This window comes from Streptomyces sp. NPDC030798 (assembly GCF_055572275.1).
The window spans coordinates 184,039-198,300 of sequence record NZ_JBVIDR010000007.1; the positions used below are offsets into that span (position 1 = coordinate 184,039).

The 14,262-nt window shown below is 73.0% G+C and carries 13 protein-coding genes and 1 pseudogene; 10 read left to right on the plus strand and 4 right to left on the minus strand.

What is annotated here, in order from left to right; translation table 11 throughout:
- Positions 1-170: 170 nt before the first annotated feature.
- Positions 171-608: a hypothetical protein gene (locus ACZ404_RS18125; protein ID WP_468440937.1), complete on the plus strand. Its 438-nt coding sequence runs from the start codon at positions 171-173 to the stop codon at positions 606-608.
- Here the strand turns inward: ACZ404_RS18125 and ACZ404_RS18130 are convergent.
- Complete coding sequence (locus ACZ404_RS18130) at positions 517-1,383, minus strand: DUF4184 family protein (protein ID WP_468440939.1); 867 nt, start codon at positions 1,381-1,383, stop codon at positions 517-519. The genes ACZ404_RS18125 and ACZ404_RS18130 overlap by 92 nt on opposite strands.
- Before the next feature lie 332 nt (positions 1,384-1,715).
- Between ACZ404_RS18130 and ACZ404_RS18135 the strand changes: the two genes are divergently transcribed.
- The 3 genes from ACZ404_RS18135 to pgfA all read left to right on the plus strand — a co-directional run bounded on the left by ACZ404_RS18135 (position 1,716) and on the right by pgfA (position 4,834).
- Positions 1,716-3,434 carry a lytic transglycosylase domain-containing protein gene (locus tag ACZ404_RS18135; protein WP_468440941.1) on the plus strand — a complete coding sequence of 573 codons (1,719 nt, stop codon included), beginning with the start codon at positions 1,716-1,718 and terminating at the stop codon, positions 3,432-3,434.
- A gap of 244 nt (positions 3,435-3,678) precedes the next feature.
- Positions 3,679-3,813 (plus strand): SPW_0924 family protein, encoded by a 135-nt coding sequence (locus tag ACZ404_RS18140; RefSeq protein WP_468440943.1) that lies wholly within the window; start codon positions 3,679-3,681, stop codon positions 3,811-3,813.
- 28 nt (positions 3,814-3,841) lie between these two features.
- The gene (gene pgfA / locus ACZ404_RS18145; RefSeq protein ID WP_468440945.1) at positions 3,842-4,834 is read left to right on the plus strand and encodes a cell envelope lipid trafficking protein PgfA; all 993 of its coding nucleotides are present in this window, start codon (positions 3,842-3,844) and stop codon (positions 4,832-4,834) included.
- Here the strand turns inward: pgfA and hrpB are convergent.
- Together hrpB and ACZ404_RS18155 are read right to left on the minus strand one after the other, a co-directional pair.
- On the minus strand, positions 4,824-7,418 hold the full coding sequence (gene hrpB, locus ACZ404_RS18150; RefSeq protein WP_468440947.1) for an ATP-dependent helicase HrpB: 2,595 nt from the start codon (positions 7,416-7,418) through the stop codon (positions 4,824-4,826). The two genes, pgfA and hrpB, sit on opposite strands and share 11 nt — an antisense overlap.
- Positions 7,419-7,569: 151 nt before the next feature.
- Complete coding sequence (locus ACZ404_RS18155; RefSeq protein WP_468441375.1) at positions 7,570-8,394, minus strand: class I SAM-dependent methyltransferase; 825 nt, start codon at positions 8,392-8,394, stop codon at positions 7,570-7,572.
- 373 nt (positions 8,395-8,767) lie between these two features.
- Between ACZ404_RS18155 and rpsA the strand changes: the two genes are divergently transcribed.
- The 4 genes from rpsA (at position 8,768) to ACZ404_RS18175 (ending at position 12,746) form a co-directional block, all read left to right on the plus strand.
- The gene (rpsA, locus tag ACZ404_RS18160) at positions 8,768-10,258 is read left to right on the plus strand and encodes a 30S ribosomal protein S1 (protein ID WP_097255253.1); all 1,491 of its coding nucleotides are present in this window, start codon (positions 8,768-8,770) and stop codon (positions 10,256-10,258) included.
- Between the two features lie 260 nt (positions 10,259-10,518).
- Positions 10,519-11,457, plus strand: coding sequence for a PAC2 family protein (locus ACZ404_RS18165; protein ID WP_468440949.1), 939 nt, complete (start codon positions 10,519-10,521; stop codon positions 11,455-11,457).
- A gap of 51 nt (positions 11,458-11,508) precedes the next feature.
- Positions 11,509-12,108, plus strand: a complete 600-nt coding sequence (gene coaE, locus ACZ404_RS18170; RefSeq protein ID WP_468440951.1) for a dephospho-CoA kinase — start codon at positions 11,509-11,511, stop codon at positions 12,106-12,108.
- A 257-nt stretch (positions 12,109-12,365) separates the two neighbouring features.
- Complete coding sequence (locus ACZ404_RS18175; protein ID WP_468440953.1) at positions 12,366-12,746, plus strand: tetratricopeptide repeat protein; 381 nt, start codon at positions 12,366-12,368, stop codon at positions 12,744-12,746.
- A gap of 148 nt (positions 12,747-12,894) precedes the next feature.
- On the opposite strand, the gene ACZ404_RS18180 is transcribed toward ACZ404_RS18175, so the two are convergent.
- Entirely contained in the window at positions 12,895-13,191 is a 297-nt protein-coding gene (locus ACZ404_RS18180; protein WP_468440955.1) for a DUF6343 family protein, read from the minus strand.
- Between the two features lie 64 nt (positions 13,192-13,255).
- Between ACZ404_RS18180 and ACZ404_RS18185 the strand changes: the two are divergent.
- Together ACZ404_RS18185 and ACZ404_RS18190 are read left to right on the plus strand one after the other, a co-directional pair.
- Positions 13,256-13,500 (plus strand): annotated as a pseudogene (locus ACZ404_RS18185) (acyltransferase domain-containing protein); the annotation flags it as partial.
- A gap of 216 nt (positions 13,501-13,716) precedes the next feature.
- Complete coding sequence (locus tag ACZ404_RS18190; protein WP_468440957.1) at positions 13,717-14,178, plus strand: DoxX family protein; 462 nt, start codon at positions 13,717-13,719, stop codon at positions 14,176-14,178.
- Positions 14,179-14,262 lie beyond the last annotated feature (84 nt).

Here is a 14,262-nt window from a genome sequence, read left to right on the forward strand (position 1 = left end):
GCGAGCAGCCCCCGCCGCGCCCGGGGCGGTGCCTGACCCACCGCACTCCTCACCGCAGCCCCGACAGCCGGACCCGGCCCGCAGCGACCACCCACCGCCCGGAGGGCCCCTTCACTCACGTGGCCCCCGCCAAAACGCCCCCCGCGCCCCCCACCCGCAACACTGCGGGCATGGGTATACGCATGCTCCACCGCCGGACACCCGAGGCACGCAACGGCACCCCGGCCCGGGCGGACGCCGCCTCGGCCCAGGTCACGCCCACCTCGCCGGTCCCGGCCCTCGCGGCCGACGCAAGCACCGCCCGCATCCCCGCCGACCTGGCGACGACCCTGGCCGGCGCCAGGACGGCCCTGCGCGGCACCGGCGCCGCCCTGCGGGCCAGAATCCGCACGGAGCCGGACGGTACCCCCGCCTGGCGCCTCGGCGCCGACCTCGCCCGCGGTTATCTGGACCTGCTCCTCACCCTGATCCCGCGGTCACGCCCCCGGCCCAGGCTGACCGTCTTCGTCGCGCCCCTCACCGGGCGACCGGCCGCCCCCGCCCGGAATCCACGGCTTCCCCAGGGTCCCGGGAGCCGTCCACAGCCGGGGCCGGACGCCACACCCTGACGCCGACGGCGTACAGCAGCAGGCCCAGGAGCAGTCCGGCGCCCGCCCCGAAGCACAGGGTGGGCACCAGGTCCCAGGGGCCGGCCGTGGCCCCCCAGTAGTCCCACCACCGGGTGGCCCGCTGCACCGCCCCCGCCCCGGCGCAGCCGCCGATCACCGCCCCGGCCCACCCCCGGTCCCGTACCGACAGCACGGGCACCCCCGCGGGCTCGCCGGCGGGCAGCCGCCGTAGCGCACGGGCCACGAACACCGCGATCACGACGGCGCCCGCCACCGAACTGCCGTACTGCAGCCACGAGTACAGCGGCATGCCCGCAAGCCCGTGCCCCAGTGCCGGAAACAGCCGCGACCCCCACCGGTCGTGATGCGTGAACGCGTCCCAGACGACGTGCGTCAGCGCCCCCAGCACGGCGGAGACGTACCACCGCAGCGCGGAAGCGCCCCGCACGCGCGCGCGTGGCGCACCGCAGCGCAGAAGGCCGGCCGGGCGGCCCTGCCGGGCCCGGGGGAGCAGCGCCACCAGAGGCTCCCGGACGAGCAGCCACGCTCCGGCCAGCGCCCAGGAGATGAGCACGTCCACGCCGGCCACACCGGCGAAGGAGTGCGTGACCCGGCCGAACTCCATCCCGCCGGGCAGGACACTGGCCGCGTAGTAGGGCATGTCGGGCGCGTAGGAGCCCATCACGAGCACCGAGGGCACCAGCGGGCCCCGGCCGCCGCCGTCCCGGCGCACGGCGGGCAGCACGGCCGCCGCATGGCTGAGCGTGAACGGCAACGAGGCCCCCTGGAACGGTCGTCGGCGGTGCGTCCTCGGCGGTGCGGCAAAGCCGCGATCATGCCCCTCCAGTATGCGCGAGCCCCGCCCGGGGCCATCCGTGGCAACAGAAGGTGGCCAACCGGTGAATTACGGGCACGAACGGGTGCCCCCGTCAGGCAAGTTGTCGTAGGGTCACCTGGGTTGCCCTGCCCGGCGCACGGCCGAACCCACACATCGCACCAAGGGAAAGGCGGAACAGGGGCAACCACAGCACCGGGTCAACCGTCACACCAGAGCGAGGCAGACAGACGGAGACGGACGCACACGCGTTCACGGGAGGGGTTCACTCTATGGCGGCGCATTTCGGCAGGCGGTTGCGCAAGGGAGCGGCGACCACCGCGGTGGCCGCGGCAGCGGTCGCGGCACTGTCCGCGTCCCAGGCTCCGGGAGCGACCGGCGACGACCACGGCAGACAGGCCGCGGCCGGCGCCGCCACGCCCGTACCGGACACGGCCGCCGACGGCAACGCCACCGCCAACTCTCCGTACTACACGGACCTGCCGCCGCTCCACAGCCCCAACCCGTCCCCGTCGGCCGGAACCCCCGCCTCCGGCGGACCGTCCGAGGCCGGCATCCCGGCGACCGTCCTCGACGCCTACAAGAAGGCCGAGGCCGAGCTGCGTTCCTCCAAGCCGGGCTGCAACCTGCCCTGGCAACTCCTCGCCGCCATCGGCAAGGTCGAGTCGGGCCAGGCCCGCGGCGGCCGGGTCGACGCGAACGGCACCACGCTGGGCCGCATCCTCGGCCCCCAGCTCGACGGCAACGGCTTCGCGCTCATCAAGGACACCGACCACGGTGCGTACGACGGCAACAGCTCCTACGACCAGGCCGTCGGACCGATGCAGTTCATCCCGTCCACCTGGGCCTGGGCCGGCCGCGACGGCAACGGCGACGGCAAGAAGGACCCCAACAACGTCTACGACGCCGCTCTCGCCGCCGGACACTACCTGTGCCGCAACGGCTGGGACCTCTCCGGCGAGGCCGATCTGCACCGGGCGATCCTCAGCTACAACAACTCGCAGGACTACCTGAACCTGGTCCTGAACTGGATGGAGTACTACAGCAAGGGCACCCACTCCATCCCGGACGGCACCGGCACGGTGCCCTCCCACCGCAGCGACGACACCACCGCGCACACCACCAGCCCGAAGCCGTCCGCCCCGCCGAGCAGGAAGCCGCATCACAAGCCGGACCCAAAGCCCCAGCAGCCAGGCGGCGGCCACGAGAGCCCCGACCCGAAGCCGCCGGCGCCGCCGGTCCCGCCGCAGCCGCCCACGCCGACCGAGACCGTGGACCACCTGGCGGACGCGGGCACCGGGAAGCTCACCGCGACGGCCGGCGACGCCTTCGCCCAGCGGATCAGCACCCGCGCCGAGACCAAGGCCGGGATGGCCGTCGGCAAGGTCAGGGTCCGGTTCGCCATCACCGGCGACACCGACGCCACCTTCGCCGGCGGCGAGACGGTCGCCACGATCGCCACCGACGCCAAGGGCGTGGCGGTCGCCCCGGCGCTCCAGGCAGGCGAGAAGACCGGCGACTTCAAGATCACCGCGGCGGTCGTCGGCCACCAGGTCAAGGGCGTCGACTACACGGCCACCGTCACCGCGCGCCCCGCCGACGCCCTCACCCGCACCAGCGACACCGCCCTGACCTGCACCCCGGGCGGCGAGTTCGCCGACCAGGTCCAGGTGAAGGCGACGTACAAGGGCGCGGTCGCCGAGAAGGTGGCGGCCACCGCCACCCTGATCAAGTCCGCCGACGACGCCACCGAGAACGACAAGGGCCCCTACTTCAAGGACGGCGACGGCAAGCCCGTGCGCACCCTGACCGGCCTCGTGACGGACGACAAGGGCCTGCTCACACTGCCGAAGCTCTACGCGGACGACACCACCGGTACGTTCCTGCTGCGCATCACCACGCCCGGCGGCGGAACCCTCACCGTCGAACTGAAGGTCGCCGCGGCCGACGCCTCGCCCGCTCCCTCGCCGAGCCCGTCCGCGACCTCCTGACGACACGGCCGCACAGGCCGGCAGGGCGCCCCTTCCGCTCCGGCGGAAGGGGCGCCCTCGTCTCCGCCCGCCCGCCCGCCCGCCTCGTCTCCGCCCGCCCGCCCCACGTCCCCGCGTGCGACGTGTTCTCATCTCGGCCGCCCGTTGCTACGGTGCCACCGCACCTGACGCACCATCAGGAACCGCTCCAGGACTGGACTGTCAGGAACCGACCCATCGGCAACCGCCCGCCGGGAGGCCCCGCATGCGCGCCCTGATCGCCGCCGCGACCGGTCTCGCCCTCGCGCTCGCCGTGGTCCTGGCGATGACCGCCCTGGGCACGCCGACGGGCAAGACGTCCCCCAAGCCGCTGCTGACGACGGTGCCCGCACACCCGTAGGCCGCATCCGTCCGGAAGGGAGGCCGAGTTGCGCCGCACGGCAAGCCTGGTCCTGCTCGCCTGCGCCGTGTTCTGCGCGGCGCTCTCCCCGCTGCTGCGCTGGTACGCCTTCCCGCGCCTGGCCCGGATCCCGGCGAACCAGTACCAGGACATGGTCCTGGAGGCCAGGGGAGCGACCCTCCTCGACTACGGCACCATGCGCGCGAAGAAGGTCTCCAAGGTGACCATCGTGCAGACCCTCAAGGGCGACGTGGAGGCGGCCGGCAGGATCGGACGGACGGCGGGGCGGCCGGTGGTCGTCTGGGACGGCCTGTCCTACGTCCAGGGCCCCGACGGCAGGATGGTCTCCAAGATCCCCGAGCGCTACATCTTCGACGCCCACAGCCAGGACCCCGTCCACGCCACCGGCGAGATGGTCGACGGCGACCCGGTCACCCGGAAGGGCATCGAGTTCAAGTGGCCCTTCCTCACCCGGAAACGGGACTACGAGTACTTCGACGCGCAGACCCGCACCACCAACCCCATCCACTACAAGGGCACCCGGACCTTCCGCGGCGTCGACGTCTACTACTTCGAGCAGACCGTCCCCTGGACCGAGGTGCCCTTCCCCAAGGCCATGCCGGTCAAGGGCATCACCCCCGCGTCGGTGGCGAAGACCGGCACCACCCGCTGGTACACCACCGTGCGCAAGTTCTGGGTGGAACCGGTCACCGGGGCACCCGTCTACGGCGAGGAGATCCACAAGGAGGAGCTGCGCGGCGGCACCCTGCTCGGCGGACGGGACCGGGTGACGGCGTTCGCCGGGCACGTGAAGATGCGCGAGGACTACATCGAACACACCGTGGCCCTGGTCAAGCACAACCGCACCCTCGTCCTGATGCTCACCTCGTACCTGCCCCGGGGCTCCCTGATCCTCGGCCTGCTGCTCCTCGGCCTCGCCCTCTGCCTGGAGGCACGCGGCCGCCGCCCGGACGACCCGGCACCCGCCCGGACGACGAGCCCCGAACCCGTCAGCGCCTGAGCCGCGCGTTGGTGTGCCGGGTCGGCTCCGCGGCCGCCGGGTCCTCGGGCCACGGATGCTTCGGATACCGGCCGCGCAGCTCGGCGCGCACGCCGCGGTAGCCGTCCCGCCAGAAGGAGGCGAGGTCCGCCGTGACCGCGGCGGGCCGCCCGGCGGGAGAGAGCAGATGAACGAGCAGCGGCACCCCCGCCACGGCCGGCGTCTCCCGCAGCCCGAACATCTCCTGCAGCTTCACCGCGAGCACCGGCCGCTCCGGGTCCGCGTAGTCGATCCGGATTCTGGACCCACTCGGTACGGTGATCCGCTCGGGCGCCAGCTCGTCCAGCCGGGCGGCCTCCCCGCTCGCCCAGGGCAGCAGCCGCGCGAGCGCCTGCCCCGCGTCGATCCGCCCCAGATCGGCCCGCCGCCGGGCCCGGCTCAGCTCGGGCTCCAGCCATTCGTCCACGCGCGCGTGCAGCGCCCGGCCCGACACGTCCGGCCACGGCTCCCCGAGACGCGCGTGCAGAAACGCCAGCCGCTGCCGCAGCACCTCCGCCTCCGGCGACCAGCGCAGCAGCCCGAGCCCCTCCTGCGCGAGCCCTTCGAGCAGCGCATCGCGCACCAGCCCGGGAGCGACGTCCCGCAGAGGCCGTACGGCCAGCTCGACGGCCCCCAGCCGCTCCACCCGCCGGGCCACGACGTCCCCGTCGGCCCAGTGCACCTCGTCCCGCTCCGTCAGCAGCGTCCCGGCGGCGGCCCGCGCCACGTCCTCCGGCACGGCAGCCCCGAGCCGCACGCGCGCGTGCGCCTTCCCGGCGCCCCGGTCGGCCACGGCGACCACGATCCAGGGCATCCCACGCAGCCCCGATCCGTCCCCCACCTCGGCCCGGGTCCCCGAGGCCATCAGATACGACCCGCCGTCCCACTTGGCCACCCGCTCGGGAAACGCCAGAGCGGCGACCACCCCGACCAGCCGCTCCTCGGCCGCGGCCCCGGCACCCGGCACGGCATCCCCACGTGGCGAAGCCCCCACGCCCCCGTCGCGCGCCGACCGGTGACCCGCGCCGGCCCGGGCGTTCACCGGGGCCCGGCCGTCATGAGCGGGCGAGCGCGCGTCCTCGGTGGAGACCGCCCGCAGCCGGCGTACCTCCGCAGCCCACCGCGTCGCATAGGCGTCACCCCCGCGCCGAGCCCGCCGCAGAGCCCCGGCAAGATCATCGCCGTACTCCCGGGGCACCTCCTCGGACAGCAGAGCGACCACCTCGGCACCGTCACCGGAGGTGTCCAGCAACGCCCGCCCGAGCCGCGGATGCATCCCCAGCCGGGCCAGCCGCACCCCCCGCTCGGTCGCCCGCCCGGCCGAGTCCACCGCCCCCACGGCCGCCAGCACCTCACGCGCCGCCGCCATCGCACCGGCCGGCGGAGCATCGAGCAGCGCCAGTCCCGAGGCGTCGGGATCACCCCAGCACGCTGTCTGCAGGGCGAACGCGGTCAGGTCGGCCACCTTGATCTCCGGCGCCGGGAAAGCCGTCAGACGGGCGTCCTCCGCCTCCGCCCAGCACCGGTACACCACCCCCGGCGCCTCGCGCCCGGCCCGCCCGGCGCGCTGCCGCCCGGCCGCCCGGGACGCCCGTACCGTCGTCAGCCCGCTCAACCCGCGCGCGTGGTCCACCCGCGGCTCCCGCGCCAGCCCCGAGTCCACGACCACCCGCACCCCTGGCACCGTCAGCGACGACTCCGCCACCGACGTCGCCAGCACCACCCGGCGCCGCTCGCCGGGCACCAGCACCGCGTCCTGCACGGCGGCCGGAGCCCGCCCGTGCACCTGGAGCACGTCCACATCGCCCGGATCCCCGAGCTGTCCCGCCACGCGTGCGATCTCCCCCACGCCGGGCAGGAAGCACAGGGCGTCGCCGTCCCGCTCGGCCAGGGCCCGCCGCACCACCGACGCCACGTGCCCGAGCAGCGCCGGATCCACGCGCATGCCGTGCGGCGGCCGTACCGGACGCGCCGGGGGCGCCCAGACCACCTCCACCGGATGCGCGACGCCCTCCGCCTCGACCACCGGCGCCCCGCCCAGCAGTTCGGCCCAGCCCTCCGCGTCCGTGGTCGCCGACGCGGCCACCAGCCGCAGCTCCGGCCGCAGCGTCTCGCGCACGTCCCACAGGAACGCGGCCACCGTGTCGGCGTCCAGATGCCGCTCGTGGCACTCGTCCAGCACCACCACGTCGACGCCCGCGAGCTCCTGGTCCCGCTGCAGCCGCTGCAGCAGCACACCGGTGGTCACGACCTCCACGCGCGTGTGCCGGCCCACCACCCGCTCACCGCGCACGGTGTGCCCGACGCTGTCTCCGGGCCTCTCCCCGAGCAGCCACGCCATCCGCCGGGCCGCCGCCCGGGCGGCGATGCGGCGCGGCTCGGCCACCACGACCCGCCGCGCGGGACCGCCGCCGACCAGCCCCGCCAGGACCAGCGGCACCAGCGTCGTCTTGCCCGTGCCGGGCGGCGCCACCAGGACGGCCGTGCCGTCCGCCTCCAGGGCGTCGGTCAGGGCGGGCAGGGCGGCCCGCACGGGCAGCGCGTCGAGGGCGTCGTAACGGATCACGCCCTAAGTGTCGTACGACGGAGAAACGCGCCCCCAGGGTCGTCCGGGGGAAGAAAGCGGCCCCCGCGCGCGTGGGCGCCGGCACAGACGCGCAGGGCGAAGTCGCGGCGGGGACGATCGGCCCGCGCGCGGGGGCGCCGCAGAACCGGCTTCAGTCGCGCTCGCACACGAAGATCGCCGTGCCCGGGATCAGGCTCCCGCGCAGCGGGGACCAGCCGCCCCACTCCGAGGTGTTCCAGGCCGGCCACTCCGGCTCCACCAGGTCGACCAGCCGGAACCCCGAGGCCACGATGTCGCGGACGCGGTCACCGAGCGTCCTGTGGTGCTCGACGTACACCGGGCGCCCGTCCTCGTCCTGCTCGACGTAGGGCGTGCGGTCGAAGTAGGACCCGGACACCGACAGGCCCTCGGGGCCGGGCTCGTCCGGGAACGCCCAGCGGACGGGGTGCGTCACCGAGAAGACGAACCGGCCGCCCGGCCGCAGCACCCGGCGCACCTCGCGCAGCACCAGCCGCGGGTCCGCGACGAACGGCAGCGCCCCGTACGCGGAGCACGCCAGGTCGAAGGAGCCGTCCGCGAAGGGCAGCGCGCCGGCGTCCGCACAGACGAGGGGAAACGATCCGCCGATGCGCAGCGCGTGCTGCAGCTGGCGGTGCGACAGGTCCAGGGCCACCGGACGGGCGCCCTGACCGGCCAGCCAGCGCGCGCACTGGGCCGCGCCGGCGCCGATCTCCAGGACGTCCTTCCCCTTCAGCTCCTCGAGCGGGCCGAGCAGCTCGGCCTCCACCTCGTCCAGGCCCTCCGGGCCCCACACGAAGCGATCGTCGCCGAGGAACGTTCCGTGCTCGACCTGGTACTCGTCGGCGTTGCGGTCCCACCAGCCCCGGTTGGCCCGGCTGCTCTCCGCGACACCCACGTCACGTCGGGTGGCTTCCGGCTCGAACCCCTCCGGGTCGAGCGGTTCCGGCTCTTGGATGATCGGCTCCCTCGTCGTACTCTTCCGTCCAACCCGCCGGGCGACGGTGTGTCACGGAAGGGTCCTGAAGGCCTGCGCGGCCTCGCAGGACGTTTTCCTGTGCCGGGTATGCGGCGATCCGCCCCGGGTGTGCGCCTTCGCGCATTGACCATGCCCGGCTGCCCCCGTATGCTACAAGTTGCGCTGCGGGCCTGCGCACCTCAGACGTAGCAGGCTGCGCTCGCATCTGTTGTATGTCCCCTCGGTTGTCGAGGCGCCATCACCAGTTCCTGGTGGGGCGCTTCCTTGGCTGTCCGGCTTCTGCAGAGCGAAACGGGCTCCCGGCGTAAGCAGTACCTACGACTTCAATGTCCGTACCGGAGCCCTTTCCCACATGACGAGCAGCACCGAGACCACCGCCACCACCCCGCAGGTAGCGGTCAACGACATCGGTAACGAGGAAGCCTTCCTCGCAGCGATCGACGAGACGATCAAGTACTTCAACGACGGCGACATCGTCGACGGCGTCATCGTGAAGGTCGACCGGGACGAGGTCCTGCTCGACATCGGTTACAAGACCGAAGGTGTCATCCCGAGCCGCGAGCTCTCGATCAAGCACGACGTCGACCCGAACGAGGTCGTGGCCGTCGGCGACGAGATCGAGGCCCTGGTCCTCCAGAAGGAGGACAAGGAAGGCCGCCTGATCCTCTCGAAGAAGCGCGCCCAGTACGAGCGTGCCTGGGGCACCATCGAGAAGATCAAGGAAGAGGACGGCATCGTCACCGGTACCGTCATCGAGGTCGTCAAGGGTGGTCTCATCCTCGACATCGGCCTCCGCGGCTTCCTCCCGGCCTCCCTGGTGGAGATGCGCCGTGTCCGCGACCTCCAGCCGTACGTCGGCAAGGAGCTCGAGGCGAAGATCATCGAGCTGGACAAGAACCGCAACAACGTGGTCCTGTCCCGCCGTGCCTGGCTGGAGCAGACCCAGTCCGAGGTCCGCCAGACGTTCCTCACGACCCTCCAGAAGGGTCAGGTCCGCTCCGGTGTGGTCTCCTCGATCGTCAACTTCGGTGCCTTCGTGGACCTGGGTGGCGTCGACGGTCTGGTCCACGTCTCCGAGCTGTCCTGGAAGCACATCGACCACCCGTCCGAGGTCGTCGAGGTGGGCCAGGAGGTCACCGTCGAGGTCCTCGACGTCGACATGGACCGCGAGCGCGTCTCCCTGTCGCTGAAGGCGACCCAGGAAGACCCGTGGCAGCAGTTCGCCCGCACCCACCAGATCGGCCAGGTCGTGCCCGGCAAGGTCACGAAGCTGGTTCCGTTCGGTGCGTTCGTCCGCGTGGACGAGGGCATCGAGGGTCTGGTCCACATCTCCGAGCTGGCCGAGCGCCACGTGGAGATCCCGGAGCAGGTCGTCCAGGTCAACGACGAGATCTTCGTCAAGGTCATCGACATCGACCTCGAGCGCCGTCGCATCAGCCTCTCGCTGAAGCAGGCCAACGAGTCCTTCGGTGCCGACCCGGCCTCGGTCGAGTTCGACCCGACCCTGTACGGCATGGCCGCGTCCTACGACGACCAGGGCAACTACATCTACCCCGAGGGCTTCGACCCCGAGACCAACGACTGGCTCGAGGGCTACGAGAAGCAGCGCGAGGAGTGGGAGCGCCAGTACGCCGAGGCGCAGAGCCGCTTCGAGCAGCACCAGCAGCAGGTCATCAAGTCCCGCGAGGCCGACGCCGCTGCCGCGGCGGAGGGCGGCGAGGCTGCGGCTCCGGCCGCGACCGGCGGTTCGTACTCCTCCGAGGGCGCCGACACCTCCGGCGCGCTGGCCTCGGACGAGGCGCTTGCCGCGCTGCGCGAGAAGCTGGCCGGCGGCCAGAGCTGAGCGCAGCCGCTGAGGCTTAGCCGATAGCAGGTTCTGAGGGGCCGTACCTTTCGGGGTACGGCCCCTCAGACATGTCCGGTGGCGGTCGTCGCGGCGGTCGTCCTTGCCGCTGAGAGGCCGTCGCGGCCGGTGGTGCGGCTCCTCGCGCCCCCTGGGAGCGTCATGCCCTGCCAAGAGATCGCTGATCAGCGGCGTGTCGCGGGAATGCCCTCGCTCCAGGGCGTGTTGACGATGAACGAACACGAGGAGGAGCGGTCACAGTGCTTGATCCGCAGGGTTTGTACGCATGGGAGCCGAAGGGCCTCGCCGTGGTCGACATGGCGCTCGCCCAGGAGTCGGCCGGCCTTGTCATGCTCTACCACTTCGACGGATACATCGACGCGGGTGAGACCGGCGACCAGATCGTCGACCGGCTCCTCAACTCGACTCCCCACCAGGTCGTCGCACGCTTCGACCACGACCGGCTGGTGGACTACCGCGCCCGCCGTCCGCTGCTGACCTTCAAGCGGGACAGCTGGACCGACTACGAGGTGCCCGCCATCGAGGTCCGCATCCTCCAGGACGCCACCGGCGCCCCCTTCCTGCTGCTGTCCGGGCCCGAGCCGGACGTGGAGTGGGAGCGGTTCGCGGCGGCCGTCCAGCAGATCGTGGAGCGGCTCGGTGTCCGTCTCGCGGTGAACTTCCACGGCATCCCCATGGGCGTCCCGCACACCCGCCCCGTGGGCCTCACCCCGCACGGCAACCGGACCGACCTGGTCCCGGGTCACCGCAGCCCCTTCGAGGAGGCCCAGGTGCCCGGCAGCGCCGAGGCGCTGGTGGAGTACCGCCTCATGCAGGCGGGGCACGACGTCCTGGGCGTCGCCGCGCACGTCCCGCACTACATCGCCCGCTCCCCGTACCCCGATGCGGCGCTGACCGTCCTCGAGGCGGTCACGGCCGCCACGGGCCTGGTACTGCCGGGGGTCGCGCACTCCCTGCGCACGGACGCGCACCGCACCCAGACCGAGATCGACCGGCAGATCCAGGAGGGCGACGAGGAACTGACCGCCCTCGTCCAGGGCCTCGAGCACCAGTACGACGCCGCGTCGGGTTCCGAGACCCGGGGCAACATGCTCGCCGAACCGGTCGACATCCCCTCCGCCGACGAGATCGGTCGCGAGTTCGAGCGCTTCCTGGCGGAGCGCGAGGGCGACAACTAGCGGCCGACGCGCGCTGGGGCCCTGTCAGTGGCAGGGCCTAAGCTTCCGCTCATGCTGAAAGTGGGGCTGACCGGCGGCATCGGCGCCGGCAAGAGCGAGGTGTCCCGGCTGCTCGTGGAGCGCGGGGCTGTGCTGATCGACGCCGACCGCATCGCCCGCGAGGTCGTGGCGCCGGGGACGCCCGGACTCGCGGCCGTGGTGGACGCCTTCGGCGAGGGCGTCCTGGCGGCCGACGGGAGCCTCGACCGGCCCGCACTCGGCTCCATCGTCTTCGCCGATCCCGAGAAGCTGGCCGTCCTCAACGCGATCGTCCATCCCCTGGTGGGCGCCCGCTCCCGCGAACTGGAGAGCAGGGCCGCCGAGGACGCCGTGGTGATCCACGACGTCCCGCTCCTCACCGAGAACGGCCTGGCGCCGCTGTACGACCTGGTGATCGTCGTCGACGCGGCCCCCGAGACCCAGCTCGACCGGCTCGTACGGCTGCGCGGCATGACCGAGCAGGACGCACGCGCGCGCATGGCCGCGCAGGCGACGCGCGAGCAGCGCCGGGAGATCGCCGACATCGTGATCGACAACGACGTGCCGCTGGACGCGCTGCGCAGGCGCGTGACGGAGGTCTGGGACGAGCTGGTGCGCCGGGCGAGGGAGTAGTCCCCGGGGTCCGGGCACGGCGGCCGGCCGGAGGGTGGCGCGGAACACCGGCCCGGGGCGGTGCGGACACCATGCCGGGGCGGCGCGAAAGACCAGCCGGAGGCGGAGGGGAACGCCAGTCCGAGGCGGCGCCGACACCAGCCCGGGGGCGGAGCGGACACCGGCCCGAGCCGGAGCGGAACGCCGGCCGGGCAGGGCGCGGAATAGCGGCCCGGGCCTGGGGCGTTGAACCGCTTCAGTGAGGGAAGGACTTTGCCGTGCCCGAGACCAGCGGTCCGACCGGACGAACCCCGGAGACGCATGTCATCGACTTCCGCGCGGCCGAGCAGCTGCTCAACGCGCGGGATCCGCGGGGCGCGGTGAAGCTGCTCGACGGTGTCATCGCCGCCCATCCGGAGAACACCGCGGCCCGGCTGCTGCGCGCGCGTGCCTTCTTCGCGGCGGCGCAACTGCGGCCGGCCGAACTGGAGTTCACCATCGTGCTGGAGCGGGAGCCGGACAACGCGTTCGCGCACTTCGCGCTCGCCCGCACCTATGAGCGCCAGGGCCGCCACGATCAGGCCAGACGCCACTTCCGGCTGGCCGCCGCGCTCGACCCCAACCCGGAGTACCTGAAGGCGGCCCGCTTCGACTCGTGACGACGCGGAGCCTCAGAGGGCGGTCCGTGCGCCCTCGGGCGACGGCCGGGGGCTGCCGAGGCGCCGCGGAACGGGGGTGCTGCCGTGGTGACAGGGGTGGCGCTGTGGCGGCCGCCGGATCAGGGGTGGTGCTGTGGCGGCCGCCGGATCAGGGGTGGCGGTGCCGGGGTGGCCGGGGATACGGCGGGCCGGCGTCCGGTGGCCGGTACGGGGGGATGTTACGGCCCGGCTGGTAGTGCGGTCCCTGCCGGATGTGTCTGACGATCATGATCATGTCGGCGGTGACCACCAGCCCCAGCACCCCGCAGGCGGCCGCCCAGCCGGGGCGTCCGACGAGCGCGAAGGCCGCTGTGCCGAAGACCGCCCAGACCAGCCCCCACATGCTCAGCCAGAACCGCGCCCGCAGCGGACTGCGCGCGGTGACCGGCTCATTGCCCGTACGCATCGGGATCACTGCTCCTCTTTGCAACGTACTCTTCGGAACACACGTTCACCAAGGGGATCACCCCGTGCTGCCCGATGCCGACGAACTGGCCGAGGAACTGCTCGACCTCGCGGTACCGCACGAGGACATCAACGAGCTCGTTCGCATGGGCCGGCACGTCGTCGACGACCCGGAACTGCGCGGGTTCCTCGAAGGAGCCGTCGCCGAGCCGTGCGCGGGCTGGGGGAGATCGCCGGCGGGGCCGACCTGCCCGAGCCCGACTGGCCGTCCGGCCCCCTGCAGCGCTGCTTCCCGGTGTACGGCCTCGTCGTGAACCAGGGCCGGGAGGGAACGGGTGTGCCGGGGCCGCCCGTTGTCCGGGCATGGGTGAGGGCGGTGTGTGCGGGAGAGCGGTAGGTGAGTGACAGCGGTACGTGGGTGCGAGCGGTAGTGGATGAGGACCGTCTCCCGGCGGCGATGACTTTTCGAGGCGGCGCGGGTCTATCCACCTGACAGCAACCGGGACCGCTTCACCCAGGAGACCTCATGTCCGACACCACCGCCCCCGTCGCCTCCGCCCGCCCCGCCTCCTCCGTCGCACCGGTGACCGGCCGCCGTCGCCTCGCCCGGGCGGCCCTGCGCACGGTGCAGGTGCTGCTCGCCCTCTTCTACGGGATCGCGAGCGCGCTGCCCAAGCTGATCGCGCACCCGTCGGCCGTCGAGTCGTTCGACAAGATCGGCTGGGGCAGCGTGGGCATGTACACCATCGGCGCGCTGGAACTGGCCGGGGGAATCGCACTGCTCGTGCCGGTCCTGCAGTCGGTGGCCGCGACCGCGCTCAGCGCGCTGATGGTCGGCGCCTTCATCGTCCAGCTCACCGTCTTCGACGGTCAGTACGCCGCGACCCCGCTGATCCTCATCGTGCCGCTCGCCCTGATCGCCTGGTCCCGCCGCGCTCACAACGCGGAGCTGCTGCGACTGCTCCAGCGGGCAGGCCGCCGGGCGTGACCGCCCAGGTCAGCACCGGTGACGCCGGCCGGGGCGCGCGGGCCTGGCCGGCGGTGGCCACCGATGTGCCCCTGCTGTCGCCGC

Bases quoted from the DNA above. Each gene is read 5' to 3' on its own strand.
- coaE (WP_468440951.1), top strand. From the start codon at position 11,509: ATGCTGAAAGTGGGGCTGACCGGCGGCATCGGCGCCGGCAAGAGCGAG.
- ACZ404_RS18180 (WP_468440955.1), bottom strand. From the start codon at position 13,191: ATGCGTACGGGCAATGAGCCGGTCACCGCGCGCAGTCCGCTGCGGGCG.
- rpsA (WP_097255253.1), top strand. From the start codon at position 8,768: ATGACGAGCAGCACCGAGACCACCGCCACCACCCCGCAGGTAGCGGTC.
- ACZ404_RS18190 (WP_468440957.1), top strand. From the start codon at position 13,717: ATGTCCGACACCACCGCCCCCGTCGCCTCCGCCCGCCCCGCCTCCTCC.
- ACZ404_RS18125 (WP_468440937.1), top strand. From the start codon at position 171: ATGGGTATACGCATGCTCCACCGCCGGACACCCGAGGCACGCAACGGC.
- ACZ404_RS18135 (WP_468440941.1), top strand. From the start codon at position 1,716: ATGGCGGCGCATTTCGGCAGGCGGTTGCGCAAGGGAGCGGCGACCACC.
- ACZ404_RS18140 (WP_468440943.1), top strand. From the start codon at position 3,679: ATGCGCGCCCTGATCGCCGCCGCGACCGGTCTCGCCCTCGCGCTCGCC.